At 67.2% G+C, this 13,934-nt stretch carries 16 protein-coding genes; 15 read left to right on the top strand and 1 reads right to left on the bottom strand.

The window, feature by feature from the left end:
- Positions 1-2: 2 nt before the first annotated feature.
- The 6 genes from EJO71_RS27645 (at position 3) to EJO71_RS27620 (ending at position 5,668) form a co-directional block, all read left to right on the top strand.
- Positions 3-1,073: an ABC transporter ATP-binding protein gene (locus EJO71_RS27645; protein WP_125951874.1), complete on the top strand. Its 1,071-nt coding sequence runs from the start codon at positions 3-5 to the stop codon at positions 1,071-1,073.
- On the top strand, positions 1,070-1,960 hold the full coding sequence (locus tag EJO71_RS27640) for a sugar ABC transporter permease (protein WP_125951875.1): 891 nt from the start codon (positions 1,070-1,072) through the stop codon (positions 1,958-1,960). The genes EJO71_RS27645 and EJO71_RS27640 overlap by 4 nt, the downstream gene beginning before the upstream one ends.
- A complete protein-coding gene (locus tag EJO71_RS27635) occupies positions 1,957-2,769 on the top strand; it encodes a carbohydrate ABC transporter permease (RefSeq protein WP_125951876.1) in 813 nt (270 codons plus the stop codon). Before EJO71_RS27640 ends, EJO71_RS27635 begins: the two co-directional genes overlap by 4 nt.
- A gap of 10 nt (positions 2,770-2,779) precedes the next feature.
- Positions 2,780-3,088 carry a DUF2160 domain-containing protein gene (locus EJO71_RS27630; protein ID WP_125951877.1) on the top strand — a complete coding sequence of 103 codons (309 nt, stop codon included), beginning with the start codon at positions 2,780-2,782 and terminating at the stop codon, positions 3,086-3,088.
- Positions 3,089-3,179: 91 nt separating this feature from the next.
- Positions 3,180-4,910: an ABC transporter substrate-binding protein gene (locus EJO71_RS27625; protein WP_125951878.1), complete on the top strand. Its 1,731-nt coding sequence runs from the start codon at positions 3,180-3,182 to the stop codon at positions 4,908-4,910.
- A 50-nt stretch (positions 4,911-4,960) separates the two neighbouring features.
- A complete protein-coding gene (locus EJO71_RS27620) occupies positions 4,961-5,668 on the top strand; it encodes a hypothetical protein (protein ID WP_125951879.1) in 708 nt (235 codons plus the stop codon).
- A gap of 3 nt (positions 5,669-5,671) precedes the next feature.
- Here the strand turns inward: EJO71_RS27620 and EJO71_RS27615 are convergent, their stop codons facing one another.
- Positions 5,672-6,406, bottom strand: a complete 735-nt coding sequence (locus EJO71_RS27615; protein ID WP_125951880.1) for a tetratricopeptide repeat protein — start codon at positions 6,404-6,406, stop codon at positions 5,672-5,674.
- A 146-nt stretch (positions 6,407-6,552) separates the two neighbouring features.
- Between EJO71_RS27615 and EJO71_RS27610 the strand changes: the two genes are divergently transcribed.
- From EJO71_RS27610 to EJO71_RS27570, 9 genes are read left to right on the top strand one after another with little or no spacing between them, the layout of a single operon-like run.
- Positions 6,553-7,533: a dialkylrecorsinol condensing enzyme gene (locus EJO71_RS27610; protein WP_125951881.1), complete on the top strand. Its 981-nt coding sequence runs from the start codon at positions 6,553-6,555 to the stop codon at positions 7,531-7,533.
- Positions 7,523-8,656, top strand: coding sequence for a beta-ketoacyl-ACP synthase III (locus EJO71_RS27605; RefSeq protein WP_125951882.1), 1,134 nt, complete (start codon positions 7,523-7,525; stop codon positions 8,654-8,656). The genes EJO71_RS27610 and EJO71_RS27605 overlap by 11 nt, the downstream gene beginning before the upstream one ends.
- 2 nt (positions 8,657-8,658) lie before the next feature.
- Entirely contained in the window at positions 8,659-9,054 is a 396-nt protein-coding gene (locus EJO71_RS27600; protein ID WP_125951883.1) for a hypothetical protein, read from the top strand.
- Positions 9,051-10,031, top strand: coding sequence for a BtrH N-terminal domain-containing protein (locus EJO71_RS27595; protein WP_125951884.1), 981 nt, complete (start codon positions 9,051-9,053; stop codon positions 10,029-10,031). The genes EJO71_RS27600 and EJO71_RS27595 overlap by 4 nt, the downstream gene beginning before the upstream one ends.
- Positions 10,031-10,939 (top strand): ABC transporter ATP-binding protein, encoded by a 909-nt coding sequence (locus EJO71_RS27590; protein ID WP_125951885.1) that lies wholly within the window; start codon positions 10,031-10,033, stop codon positions 10,937-10,939. The genes EJO71_RS27595 and EJO71_RS27590 overlap by 1 nt, the downstream gene beginning before the upstream one ends.
- Positions 10,940-10,952: 13 nt before the next feature.
- Positions 10,953-12,110 (top strand): ABC transporter permease, encoded by a 1,158-nt coding sequence (locus EJO71_RS27585; protein ID WP_125951886.1) that lies wholly within the window; start codon positions 10,953-10,955, stop codon positions 12,108-12,110.
- Positions 12,107-12,382 (top strand): phosphopantetheine-binding protein, encoded by a 276-nt coding sequence (locus EJO71_RS27580; RefSeq protein WP_240651537.1) that lies wholly within the window; start codon positions 12,107-12,109, stop codon positions 12,380-12,382. The genes EJO71_RS27585 and EJO71_RS27580 overlap by 4 nt, the downstream gene beginning before the upstream one ends.
- Positions 12,379-13,449: a beta-ketoacyl synthase N-terminal-like domain-containing protein gene (locus EJO71_RS27575; RefSeq protein WP_125951887.1), complete on the top strand. Its 1,071-nt coding sequence runs from the start codon at positions 12,379-12,381 to the stop codon at positions 13,447-13,449. The genes EJO71_RS27580 and EJO71_RS27575 overlap by 4 nt, the downstream gene beginning before the upstream one ends.
- Positions 13,446-13,934, top strand: a complete 489-nt coding sequence (locus tag EJO71_RS27570; protein WP_125951888.1) for a hypothetical protein — start codon at positions 13,446-13,448, stop codon at positions 13,932-13,934. Before EJO71_RS27575 ends, EJO71_RS27570 begins: the two co-directional genes overlap by 4 nt.

Genomic DNA, 13,934 nt, shown 5'->3' with positions numbered 1-13,934 from the left:
TCATGGCACGCATCGATCTCGACCTGGCCCACGCCTATCGCCCCAACCCCACGCAGGACAGCGACTACGCGCTGCTCCCGCTGAAGATGAGCTTCCGCGACGGCGGCGCCTATGCCTTGCTCGGCCCCTCGGGTTGCGGCAAGACGACCATGCTGAACATCATCTCCGGCCTGCTCGTGCCCTCGCAGGGCACGGTGACCTTCGACGGCCGCGACATGACACGCGCCACGCCGCAGGAGCGCAACATCGCGCAGGTGTTCCAGTTCCCGGTGATCTACGACACCATGACCGTGGCCGAGAACCTCGCGTTCCCCTTGCGCAACCGCAAGGTGCCGGCCGACCAGATCAAGAAGCGCGTCGGCGAGATCGCCGAAATGCTCGACATGAGCGGGCAGCTCAACCAGCGCGCCGCCGGCCTCGCGGCCGATGCCAAGCAGAAGATCTCGCTCGGTCGCGGGCTGGTGCGCAGCGACGTGTCGGCGGTGTTGTTCGACGAGCCGCTCACCGTGATCGACCCGCACCTGAAGTGGCAGCTGCGCCGCAAGCTCAAGCAGATCCATCGCGAGCTGAAGCTCACGCTGATCTACGTGACGCACGACCAGGTCGAGGCGCTCACCTTCGCCGAGGAGGTGGTGGTGATGACGCGCGGCAAGGCCGTGCAGGTAGGCAGTGCCGACGCGTTGTTCGAGCGGCCGGCCCACACCTTCGTCGGCCACTTCATCGGTTCGCCGGGCATGAACTTCCTTTCGGCGCAGAGCGCCAACGGCACCATCGAAGTGGCGGGCACGCCGCTGGTGCCCACGCGCGAGCTGCCGCAGGGGCCGCTGAAGATCGGCATCCGTCCCGAATACCTGCGTCTGTCGAACGCGGGCGCGGCAGGTGCCGTGCCGGCCGTGGTGAAGCAGGTGCAGGACGTGGGTACGCACGTGATGCTGAGCGTGGAAGCCGGAGGCAGCCTGCTGAAGGTGCGCCTGCATTCGGACGACCGCTCGCCGGCGGTGGGAGACACGGTGTGGGTGCGGGTGCTCGACACGCACACCTGCTATTACAAGGATGAGGAACTGGTGGCATGAACGCAACCAACAAGCCAATCAATCAGAAGGCCTGGTGGCTCGTGCTGCCGGTGCTGGTCTGCGTGGCCTTCTCGGCCATCGTGCCGCTCATGACGGTGGTCAACTACTCGGTGCAGGACATCATCTCGCCCGAGCGCCGCGTGTTCGTCGGCACCGAATGGTTCGCCGCGGTGATGCGCGACGACGAGCTGCTCGAGGCGCTCGGCCGGCAGCTCGGCTTCTCGCTGTCGGTGCTGCTGGTCGAGATTCCGCTGGGCATCGCGCTCGCGCTGTCGATGCCGGCCAAGGGCTGGAAGTCGTCGGCCGTGCTGGTGGTGGTGGCGCTGTCGCTGCTCATTCCATGGAACGTGGTCGGCACCATCTGGCAGATCTACGGGCGCACCGACATCGGCCTGTTCGGGCACGCGCTGGCTTCGATGGGCATCGAATACAACTACACCGGCAGCGCCACCGACGCGTGGCTCACAGTGCTGGTGATGGACGTGTGGCACTGGACGCCGCTGGTGGCGCTGCTGTGCTTCGCGGGGCTGCGCTCCATTCCCGATGCCTACTACCAGGCCGCACGCATCGACGGCGCCAGCAAGTTCGCAGTATTCCGCTACATCCAGCTGCCCAAGATGCGCGGCGTGCTCATGATCGCGGTGCTGCTGCGCTTCATGGACAGCTTCATGATCTACACCGAGCCCTTCGTGCTGACGGGCGGCGGGCCCGGCAACGCCACCACCTTCCTGAGCCAGTACCTCACGCAGAAGGCCGTGGGACAGTTCGACCTCGGGCCGGCAGCGGCGTTCTCGCTGATCTACTTCCTCATCATCCTGCTGTTCTGCTTCGTGCTCTACAACTGGATGCAGCGGGTGGGTACGCAACAGGTCGAGGTCGAGCAATGAACGAAAAGAGATTCCACAAGCGCAGCATCTTCCTAGTGCTGTACATCCTGTTCGCACTGTTGCCCATCTACTGGATGATCAACATGAGCTTCAAGACGAACGAGGAGATCCTGTCTAGCTTCTCGTTCTTCCCGCAACAGCTCACCTGGGCGAACTACGCGCGCATCTTCACCGACGAGTCGTGGTACTCGGGCTACATCAACAGCCTGATCTACGTGGCGATCAACACGGTCATTTCGCTCACCGTGGCGCTGCCGGCGGCCTATGCGTTCTCGCGCTATTCGTTCCTCGGCGACAAGCACGTGTTCTTCTGGCTGCTGACCAACCGCATGACGCCGCCCGCGGTGTTCCTGCTGCCGTTCTTCCAGCTCTACACCACGGTCGGCCTGATGGACACGCACCTGGGCGTGGCGCTGGCGCACCTGCTGTTCAACGTGCCGCTGGCGGTGTGGATCCTGGAGGGCTTCATGAGCGGTATTCCGCGCGAGATCGACGAGACGGCGTACATCGACGGCTACTCGTTCCCGCGTTTCTTCGTGACGATCTTCCTGCCGCTCATCAAGGCGGGCGTGGGCGTGGCGGCGTTCTTCTGCTTCATGTTCAGCTGGGTCGAACTGCTGTTGGCGCGCACGCTCACGAGCGTGAATGCCAAGCCCATCGTCGCGACCATGACGCGCACGGTGAGCGCCTCGGGCATGGACTGGGCGACGCTGGCCGCGGCCGGTGTGCTCACCATCGTGCCCGGCGCCATCGTCATCTGGTTCGTCCGCCACTACATCGCGAAGGGTTTCGCGATGGGCCGCGTCTAAGGAGCGCCGCATGTTCAACTGGATGGTATGGACCACCCCTGTGGCCGTGTTTTTCACCTGCATCGCACTGATGCTGGTGGTCATGACCGTATGGGAATTCAAGTCGCCCACCACGCTGCGGCGCGGCTGGCTGCCGATCGAGACCACGCGCGGCGACAGGCTCTTCATCGGGCTGCTCTCGGCTGCCTACATCAACCTGGCCTTCGTCGGCCTGGCAGGCAAGTTCCAGGAATGGATGAGCCTGGAGGCCGAGCCGTCGGTCTGGATCAGCTTCGTCATTTCGATGGCCGTTCTCGCGCTGATCATGCGCAAAGGCTGAAAGCACCGTTCTTTGCAGGCGTCCGGCTCTCTGCTTCCCCGGAGCCGCGATCAGACAACACCGGGGAAGCACCAACCGAGGAGACACAGTCATGAAGATGCGCTACACGGCACTGGCAATGGCGGCGGCGATGTTCGCCACGCACGGCGCCTGGGCTGGCGAGGCCGAAGCCAAGAAATGGATTGACACCGAATTCCAGCCGTCGACCTTGTCGAAAGACAAGCAGATGGAGGAGATGAAGTGGTTCATCGACGCGGCCAAGAAGCTGCAGGGCAAGGGCGTGAAGGAAATCTCGGTCGTTTCCGAGACGCTGACCGTGCACGAATACGAATCGAAGACGCTGGCCAAGGCCTTCGAGGAAATCACGGGCATCAAGGTCAAGCACGACATCATCCAGGAGGGTGACGTTGTCGAGAAGCTGCAGACCTCGATGCAGTCGGGCAAGTCGATCTACGACGGCTGGATCAACGACTCCGACCACATCGGCACCCACTACCGCTACGGCACCGCGCTCGCGCTGACCGACCAGATGACGGGTGCGTGGAAGGACTACACCAACCCCGGCCTCGACCTGAAGGACTTCATCGGCACCAGCTTCACGACGGCGCCCGACAAGAAGATGTACCAGCTGCCCGACCAGCAGTTCGCCAACCTGTACTGGTTCCGCGCCGACCTGTTCGCGCGCAAGGACCTGCAGGACAAGTTCAAGGCCAAGTACGGCTACGAGCTGGGCGTGCCGATCAACTGGTCGGCCTATGAAGACATCGCCGCCTTCTTCAGCGAAGACGTGAAGACCATCGACGGCAAGCCGATCTACGGCCACATGGACTACGGCAAGAAGGACCCGTCGCTGGGCTGGCGCTTCACCGACGCCTGGCTGTCGATGGCAGGCTCCGCCGACAAGGGCATCCCGAACGGCCTGCCGATCGACGAATGGGGCATCCGCGTGGCCGACGACAAGTGCACGCCGGTGGGCGCGGCCGTGTCGCGCGGCGGTGCGACCAATTCGCCCGCGGCCGTCTATGCGCTGACCAAGTACATCGACTGGATGAAGAAGTACGCGCCCAAGGAAGCCATGGGCATGACCTTCGGCGAATCGGGCCCGGTGCCGGCGCAGGGGCAGATCGCGCAGCAGGTGTTCTGGTACACGGCCTTCACGGCCGACATGATCAAGCAGGGCCTGCCGGTGGTGAATGCCGACGGCACGCCGAAGTGGCGCATGGCGCCCGGCCCGCACGGCCCGTACTGGAAGGACGGCATGCAGAACGGCTACCAGGACGTGGGCTCCTGGACCTTCCTGAAGTCGAACGACCCCGACCGTGCGGCTGCGGCCTGGCTCTACGCGCAGTTCGTGACCTCGAAGACCACTTCGCTGAAGAAGTCGATCGTCGGCCTCACTTTCATCCGTGACAGCGACATCCGCTCCGACTACTTCACGAAGAACGCGGCCAAGTACGGCGGCCTGATCGAGTTCTACCGCAGCCCGGCCCGCGTGGCCTGGACGCCTACCGGCAACAACGTGCCCGACTACCCCAAGCTCGCGCAGCTCTGGTGGAAGAACGTGGCCGTGGCCGTGACCGGCGAGAAGACGCCGCAGGCCGCCATGGACAACCTGGCCAACGAGATGGACGACGTGATGGGCCGCCTGCAGCGCGCGGGCATGGCCAACTGCGCGCCCAAGCTCAACGCCAAGGGCGATCCGAACAAGTGGCTCAGCAGTGAACAAGCGCCGTGGAAGAAGCTGGCCAACGAGAAGCCCAAGGGCGAGACCGTGGCCTACGACAAGCTGCTCACCGCCTGGAAGGAAGGCCGCGTGAGGTAAGGCCCGGCACCCTCCCCGCGAGGGGAGGGTGCAAGGACAATGGGCGGGCCATGAAGATTCGATTCCACTGCGACCCCGCTCTTTTCGACCTGCTGCCGCGCCCGGTGCCGGCGAAGGCCGCGCTGCCCGACTGGCTGCGGCAGATGGCCCCCCGGGCGCCGTCGGCAGTGCACCAGCGCAGCATCCGCACCGTCAAGCAGTGCCCGCCGTTCGTCGATGCGATGACGCACGGCTTCATGGTGCTGCTGCCCTGCGACGTGCGCGTGGAAGAAGGGCGCTTCAGCTGGGACTGGCCCCTGCCGGCGCTGTCGGTGCCGGGGCATCCGCGCGCGCCGCTGAGTTTTCATGTGCCCGAGCAGATTGCGGGCTCGCCGCTTGCGCACGGCTCGCAATCGGCCATCAAGTTCAACAGTTTCTGGACCGTCGAGATCGACGAGGGGTGGTCGCTGATGGCGGTGCATCCCGTGAATCGCGACGACCTGCCGTTCCGGCTCGTCACGGGGCTGGTCGACGCCGACCGCTTCAACGAGGTAGGCATCAACTTTCCTGCGCTCTGGATCGACCCTGGTTTCAAGGGTGTGCTGCCGCGCGGCACGCCGGTGGCGCAGTGCTATCCGGTGCCGCGCGGGCCGCTGGAGCTGTCGTGCGAGCCCATGTCGGCGGCTCAGGTGACGCGCTACGAGCAGCTCGCCGAAAAGATCATGGCCGGGCCCGGCGTCTATCGCAAGGCGTTCCGCAGCAAGCGCGGCCCGGGCTGAGCGTCAGGCGGGCGCGGCAAGCAGCAGTGCCGCGCGCAGGTCTTCGAGGTCGAGCCAGAGGCGGCCGGTGGGGGCGGTGGCCAGCGCGTGCGCGATGCGCCCGAAGGTGTCTCCGTTCAGCCGGTAGGCGCGGCCATAGGCCTGCATCGCCTCGTCCATGCGGCCAGCCTCCTGCAGCACGATGCCGAGGTTGACCTCGACCTCGGCCCGTGGCGGCGAGACGCGCAGCACCTGTCGCAGCGCATCGGCGGCGCCCTCGAAATCCCGCAGGTCCTGCAGCACCAGTGCGAGCTCGAACCAGATGCCACCGTGCGCCGGTGCGAGCGCAGCGGCCTGCCGCAGCGCCTGCGCCGCCTCGGCCTGGCGACCGGCCGCCTTCAACGCGAGGCCCAGCGAGTGCAGCGGCTGCTCGCGCCCGGGCAGCAGGGCCACGGCGCGTTCGAGATAGCTCAGGGCCTGCGCGATGTCGCCACGGGCCCGCGCCACGTCGCCCGCCAGCAGCAGCGAGGGACCGTGGTCGGGGCGCAGCGAGAGGCTCTCGGCGATGGAGGTGGTGGCGTCAGCCGGAGCGCCGGCCTCCAGCTGCAAGCGTGCCAGCAGCTGGAGCACCGCCGGATGAGGCGGGTACTGCGTGCGCGCGTGTTCGCAGAGCTGTCGCGCGCGTGACGCCTGCCCCGCATTGACGAGACGGATCGCAAGTTCGAGCAGTTGTTCGACGGAAGCGGGTGGGCTGGACATGATGGCTGGAGAGGGTCATCGAATGTAGCGTTTCGCAGCGGCACAAATTGGCGTCGACCGTCTGATTGCCGCGACGCCATGACCAATGGCAGATGCGTTTGCATGATGGTTCGCGTACATTCGACGGCCCCCGAAAAGCCCAGCCAGTGAATTCCAGCCTTTCCAGCCCTCCAAGAAGCGTCAAGCGCGTCCTCGTCCTGCGCTATTCGCAGTCCGGCCAGCTCGACGAGGTTGCCGACCGGATCGTCGCGCCGCTGAAGGCGGACCCGGGCATCCAGGTGCACGAGGAGACCCTGCGTCCGCAGGCGCCGTACCCCTTTCCCTGGCCCTTCCTGAGCTTCTTCGACGCCTTCCCCGAATCGGCGCACATGAAGCCGCAGCCGCTGGCGCCGCTCTCGCTCACGGGCGACGAAGACTTCGACCTCGTCGTGCTGCCGTACCAGGTGTGGTTCCTCGCGCCCTCGCAGCCCGTGGCCGCGTTCCTGAAGCATCCGGTGGCCGCGCGCCTGCTCAAGGGCAAGCCGGTGGTCACGGTCATCGCCTGCCGCAACATGTGGCTGCTGGCGCAGGAAAAGCTCAAGGGCATGCTCGACGACGTGGGCGCGCGGCTGATCGACAACGTGGTGCTGACCGACCCCGGCCCCACGCTCGCCACCTTCTTCACGACGCCGGCGTGGCTGATCTGGGGCCGCAAGCGCGGCTTCTGGGGCATGCCCGACGCCGGGCTCAGTACCGACCAGATCGCGGGTACGTCCCGTTTCGGGCGGGCCCTGCGTGACGCGCTGCACAACGACCTGGAGCGCGGCACGCAGCCGCTGCTGGCCGGCCTCGGGGCGGTGCAGGCCAATGCCAGGCTGCTCATCAGCGAGAAGGCCGGCACCCGCAGTTTCTACCTCTGGGGCAAGCTCATCATGGCCGCCGGCGGGCCTGGCGCGTGGCAGCGCAAGCCGCTGCTGCTGTTGTACGTGCTGTTTCTGCTGGTACTGATCATTACGGTGGTGCCCGTGAGCCTGAGCCTGCAGGCGCTCCTGCGCCCTCTGTTCAGGGGGTGGCTGACTAGAATGACGGCCAAATTCGAGTGCCCGTCGGGCTCTGCCACGGACCGCACCCCTCTCTATGACGACTGATGTCTTCCTGACCCGCACCGCCGCCTTTCTGCCCTTTTCCCCGGTCAGCAATGAAGACATCGAAGACGTCCTCGGTCGCATCGGCGGCAAGGCGTCCCGCGCGCGGCGGCTGATCCTTCGCAGCAACGGCATCCAGTCGCGCCACTACGCCATCGACCGCGCCACTGGCGAACTGGCGATGAGCAACGCGCAGCTCACGGCCAATGCGATCCGCGCGCTGGGCGACGTGGGGCAGGTCGACTGCCTCGTCACCGGCACCTCGCTGCCCGACCAGCTCATGCCCAATCACGCGGTGATGGTGCACGGCGAGCTCGGCTGGCCGCGGCTCGAAGTGGTGGCCTGCGCGGGCATCTGCCTGGCCGGCGCCACCGCGCTGAAGCATGCATGGCTTTCGGTGCGCGCAGGCGATGCGCGGCGTGCGGTGGCCACCGGCTCCGAGCTGGCCTCGGCCGTGATGCGCGGTTCGCGCTTCGAGGCCGAACTCGAGCACAAGCTCGAGGCGCTGGAGTCGCGGCCCGAGCTGGCCTTCGAGAAGGACTTTCTGCGCTGGATGCTGTCCGACGGTGCGGGCGCTGTGCTGCTGGAGCGCGAGCCGCGCGGTCCGCTGTCGTTGCGCATCGACTGGATCGACCTGTCGTCGGCGGCACACGAACTGCCCGCGTGCATGTACGCCGGTGCCGAGAAGAATGCCGAAGGCGGCCTCGACGGCTGGGGGCGCAAGTCGCCCGAGGAGTGGCAGCGCGAGTCGACCTTCGCAGTGAAGCAGGACGTGCGCCTGCTCAACGAGAACATCGTGCGCGCGACGTTGACCGAGCCGCTGGCGCAGGTCATCGAACGCAGAGGCCTCAAGCCGTCGGACGTCGACTGGTTCCTACCGCACCTGTCATCGCAATATTTCGTGGAGCCGGTGAGCCGCAGCCTCGAGGAGCTGGGCTTTCCGATTCCGCGCGAGCGCTGGTTCAGCAACCTTGCGACCAAGGGCAACACGGGCTCGGCTTCGCCGTACATCATGCTCGACGAACTGTTCCGCTCGGGCCGCATCAGGCCCGGCCAGAAGCTGCTGATGTTCGTGCCGGAGAGCGGTCGCTTCTCCAGCGGCTTCATCTACATGGAGGCTGTGTAGCCATGGACCTCGATGCCGTGCCGCAGGAGGGCAACGCGACCCTCGACGGTCATTCCAAGCTGATGTACGCCCGCGACGCGCAGGGCCGTGTCGTCACCACCACCTCGCGCGGCTGGGAGGCGGAGGAGATCGTCACCAGCCATGCGGTCGACGTGCTGGTCGAGCAGGCGCGCGCCGCAAAGGAGCGCGTGAAGACAGGGCAAGCCTCGCCGCTCGAATACTGGATGTACGAGCGCCGCATGGATGTGGCGCTGCTCTCGCAGACCAGCGGCTTCTGGCAGTGGCGCGTTCGGCGCCATCTGCAGCCGCGCCATTTCGCCGCGCTGTCGCCGGCCCAGCTGGCTCGCTACGGCGAAGCGCTGGGCCTGCCCGTTTCCACCTTGCAGGGGCTGCCGTGAACTTCAAGCACCAACAGGCGGCGCATTGCGAAAGCGGCGTCATCTCCAGCCTCATGCGCCACCACGGCGCGCCGATGAGCGAGAGCATGGCGCTGGGACTGTCGTCCGCGCTGTCGTTCGCGTACCTGCCCTTCATCAAGCTGTCGGGCCTGCCGCTCATTTCATACCGCATGCCGCCCAAGGCCATCATCAAGGGCCTGCTGGCGCCGATGGCCGCGCGCTTCCGCTTCGAGACCTTCAGCAGCGTCGAGGCCGGGCAGGAGCGGCTCGACGCGCTGCTGGCCGACGGCAAGCTGGTGGGACTGCAGACCTCGGTGTACTGGCTGCCGTACTTCCCGCCGAACATGCGCTTCCACTTCAACGCGCACAACCTGCTGGTGTACGGCAAGGACGGCGACGACTACCTCATCAGCGACCCGGTGTTCGAGGAGCCCGTGCGCTGCCCGAGCGGCGACCTGGCGCGTGCCCGCTTCGCCAAGGGCGTGCTGGCGCCGAAGGGGCTCATGTACTACCCGCAGGCCATCGACCGCAAGGCCGTCGACGCGGCCTCGGTGGTCAAGGCCATCCGCAAGACGGTGCGCACCATGCTCGCGCCCATTCCCATCGTCGGCGTGCGCGGCATGCGCACGCTGGCAAAGCGCATGCAGAAGCTGTCGCCAGCCGATCCGCGCAGCGTCGACTTCATCGGCCACCTGGTGCGCATGCAGGAGGAAATCGGCACGGGCGGGGCGGGCTTCCGTTTCATCTACGCAGGCTTCCTGCAGGAAGCGGCGCAACTGCTCGACAAGCCGCAGCTGCAGCAGATGTCCGAGCGGCTGATCGCCATTGGCGACGGCTGGCGCGCCTTCGCGCTCAAGGCGGCGCGCATGGTGAAAGGGCGCGAGGCTGTCGACCCGGCCGCGCTGGCCGCCAAGCTGCGCGAGCAGGCGCAGCAAGAGGAAACCTTCTTTCGCGACCTGAAGGCCGCCGTCGCCTGATGCTCGAGCTGCGCCAGCTCAGCTACCGCTACCCGCATGCGGACAAGCCCGCGCTGGCCGACGTGTCGCTCGCCGTGCCCAAGGGTTGCGTGCTCGGCTTGCTGGGACCGAACGGCGCAGGCAAGACCACGCTGATCTCTCACCTGTCGGGCACGCTGGCCGTGCAGTCGGGCGAGATCCGCATCGACGGCGAGCCGCTGAAGGCGGTGCGCGCGAAGACGCCCACCCGCATCGCCGTCGCGCCGCAGGAACATGCCTTCTATCCGATGCTGACCGTGGCTGAGAACCTCGCGGTGTTTGCTGCGGCCGGCGGGCTCGTGGGCACGCGCAGGAAGCAGCGCATCGAGGCATGCACGCAGTTCGCGCAACTGGAGCAGTTTTCGGACGTGCGCGCCGAGCGGCTGTCGGGCGGCCTCAAGCGCCGGCTCAACCTGGCCATCGCCTTGCTGCCCGAACCCGAGCTGATGCTGTTCGACGAGCCCACGGTGGGCGTCGATCCGCAATCGCGCGCCTTCATCCTCGACGCCATCAAGAGCCTGGCGCAGCAGGGCGCGGCGGTGATCTATGCCTCGCACTACATGGAAGAGATCGAGGCCATTGCCGACCGCGTCGTCATCCTCGACCGCGGCCATGTGCTGCGCGAAGGCTCGCTCGACGAGCTGCTGTCGAAGAGTGCGATGCTGCTCACGCTGGCGGCCGACGGGCTCGATGCCGAAATGCTCTCGCGCTTCGGCACGGTGGAGCAGGGCGGCGTGCACTGGCGCGTTCACCTCGATTCCGGCATTGGACCGGCCCCGGTGCTGGCCGAGCTCGAAGCCGCGGGCATCGAGGTGCGCCATGCCGAATTCGGCCGTCACGACCTCGAGCAGCTCTTCATGGCGCTCACCCATCGCTCGCTGCGCGACTGAACCGAAGCCCGCCATGCTCCTCGCGCTCATCAGGAAAGAACTGCTCGCCCTCACGCGCGACATGCATGGCCTTGCCGCGCTGTTCCTGATGCCGATGGTCTTCATCGTGCTGATGTCGCTCACGCTGAAGGACATCTACCGCCCGCCGCTGGCCGAGCTGAGCTACGCCGTCGACATGCGCGACGCCGCGACGCCCGCGCAGTGGCTCAAGCAGCTCTGGCAGCGCGGGCATGGCGCGCCGCAGCCGCTGGGCGGCGACTGGCGGGAGCGGCTGCGCAACGGCTCGCTCAAGTACGTGATCGTGATGGAGCCAGGGCTGTCGGAAGAGCTGGAGTCGGCCGCGCTGTCGACCGAGGCACGCATCCATCTGCTGACCGAGCCCGGTATCGACGCCAACCTGTTCAACGCACTGCGCGCCGAGCTCATCGGCGCATCTGGCGAACTCAAGGCGCGTCTCGCGCTGGCGGTGCCCGGAACGGCGGGCCCGGCGCCGGATGCATCCATCCAGGCAATGGTGCACGCCGAGCGCTTCTCCACCGCCGGACCCCGGCCGACCTCGGTGCAGCAGAACGTACCGGCCTGGCTGGTATTCGGCATGTTCTTCGTGGTGGCCTCGCTCTCCAGCCTGTTCGTGCAGGAGCGCAGCTCGGGTGCGCTCGGCCGTCTGCAGAGCCTGGGCGTGTCGCGCGGCATGCTGCTGGCGTCGAAGGCGCTGCCGTACCTGGGCGTGAATGCGTTGCAGGCGGTGCTGATGCTGGCGGCCGGCATCTGGTTCATGCCGTTGATCGGCGGCGATGCGCTGTCGCTCGCGGGCATCCACTGGGGCGCCTTGCTGCTGTCGCTGGCGGCGGTGAGCCTCGCCGCCGTGAGCCTGTCGCTCGCGCTGGCCTGTCTGGTGCGCAGCCATGCGCAGGCCGCCACCATCGGGCCGATGGTCAACGTGCTGATGGCGGCGGCCGGCGGCATCATGGTGCCCAAGTTCGTCATGCCGGGCTTCATGCAGCGGCTGGTCGAGATCTCTCCGATGAACTGGGGGCTGGAGGCGTTGCTGACCGTGCTGCTGCGCGGTGGCGGCGTGGTCGATGCCCTGCCGCAGATCGGCCGGCTGGTCGCGTTCGCGGCGCTGATGTTCGTTCTGGCCGTTTTTCTGTTTCGCAGGCGCGCATCGTGAGCATCACCGTCACTCCTGAATTCATCGCCAGCCTCAAGGCCATGGTGCTCGAAGCCGTCGAGAAGGGCACGCCCCCCGGCGGCCTTGGCGACGACGAGCCGCTGTTCGGCCCCGAGGCCCGGCTCGACCTCGACTCGCTCGATGCCCTGCAGGTGTCGATGACGATCCAGCAGCGCTTCGGCGTGCGCATGCCCGACAGCAAGGAAACGCGCCGCGCGCTGACTTCCATCGCCCACCTCGCGGAGCACCTGGCGCAAGCGGGCAAGGCATGAGCGCTGTCTACCTGGCCGGCATGGGCCTGGCCTGCGCGCTGGGCGAGGACATGCCATCTGCGCTTGCTTCGCTGCGGCATGGCGGCGTGCCACCGGTGATGGTGGACGTGGCTGAGGGGTTCCGCTGGCCGGTCCATGCCCTGGCGAAGAAGCAGGGCGACTGGACGCAGCGCCTGCGCGATCTCGTGCGCGGCGTGGTCGCACAGACGGGCGACTGGGGACCGCGCACCGCGCCGCTCTTCGTGGCCTCGTCGTCGCTCGACATCGGCTTCATGGAGCACGAGCAGCAGGATCTGCGGCTGGGTGGCGACCTGCAGGACTTCGCCAGCGTCGTGGCCGATGCGCTCGGCTGGCAGGGGCCGGTGTTCACGGTGTCCACCGCCTGCACCTCTGCGCTGAACGCCGTGCTGGCCGCCGCCGACCTGATCCGCGCCGACGAAGCCGATGAAGCCTTGGTGATCGGTGCCGAGATGGGCAACCGCTTCACCGTGGCCGGCTTCGGCGCGATGCAACTGCTGGCACCGGACAGCGCAAGGCCTTTCGGCGAGGGGCGCAACGGGCTGGTGCTCGGCGAAGCGGTGGCCGTGTTGCGCATGACGTCGCAGCCTTCGCGCTGGCAGATCGCGGGCGGCGCCAACGTGGTCGACGGGCGCAATCCCTCGGGCACCGAGGCCACGGCAGTGCACGCGATGTGCAGCGGCGCGCTGGCGCAAAGCGGCCTGCGGCCCGGCGACATCGACCTGATCAAGGTGCAGGCTGCCGGTAGTCCCGTCAACGATGCCATCGAGGCCGAGGCGCTGAAGCAGGTGTTCGAGCCGCTGCCACCGTTGGTGTCGCTCAAGTCGGCGCTGGGCCATACGCTCGGCGCGTCGGGAGCGGCGGAGCTGGCCTTGCTGGTCGGCTGCATCGAAGGCGCTGCGTGGCCTGCGGTGGACTATCCGCTCGACGCTTCGCTCGGCATCGCGTTGAGCGAACAGGTGCCGCGAAGGCTGCGCAACATCCTGCTGAACTTCGCAGGCTTCGGCGGCGGGCATGCCTCGTTGGTGTTGAAGGACACGGGGCCATGAGCGCCTGGCGCACCGTCGCGCATTTCGTCGCGCATCCGCCACCTGCCGAATGGCGCGACGATCTGGCACGCCGCATCGGCCGCCGGCCGCGTCGTGTCGGCCTGTGGACCGAGCTGGCCATGTACGGCGCCCGGTGCTGCCTCGATGCTGCCGGCGAAGACTCGCTGCCTCCCGGCGCGCGCATCCGCGTTTCCAGCCAGCGCGGCGCATGGGGTGCCACGCACGCAGGGTTGGTCCAGCTCGATGCGGGGCTGCCGATGCCCTTCACCTTCATGCAGAGCCAGCCGGCGCTGATGCTGGCCGAGGTGGGGCGGTGTCTCGAATGGCAAGGCGATGCCAGCTTTGCGTTGTGCCGCGACCCGGCGCAGGTGCTGAGGCTGGCGAAGCTCGGTGCCGCGCCAGACGGGCTGCTGTTCGGCATCGTCGAAGAAGAGCGCAACGGCGAGCCGGCGCGCACCGAGTGGTGGCGGCTGTTGCCGGCCTGA

The sequence above is a fragment of the Variovorax sp. 679 genome (assembly GCF_003952185.1).
In the GTDB taxonomy this organism is placed as follows: domain Bacteria; phylum Pseudomonadota; class Gammaproteobacteria; order Burkholderiales; family Burkholderiaceae_C; genus Variovorax.
This window is presented reverse-complemented; position numbering and strand designations above follow the sequence as displayed.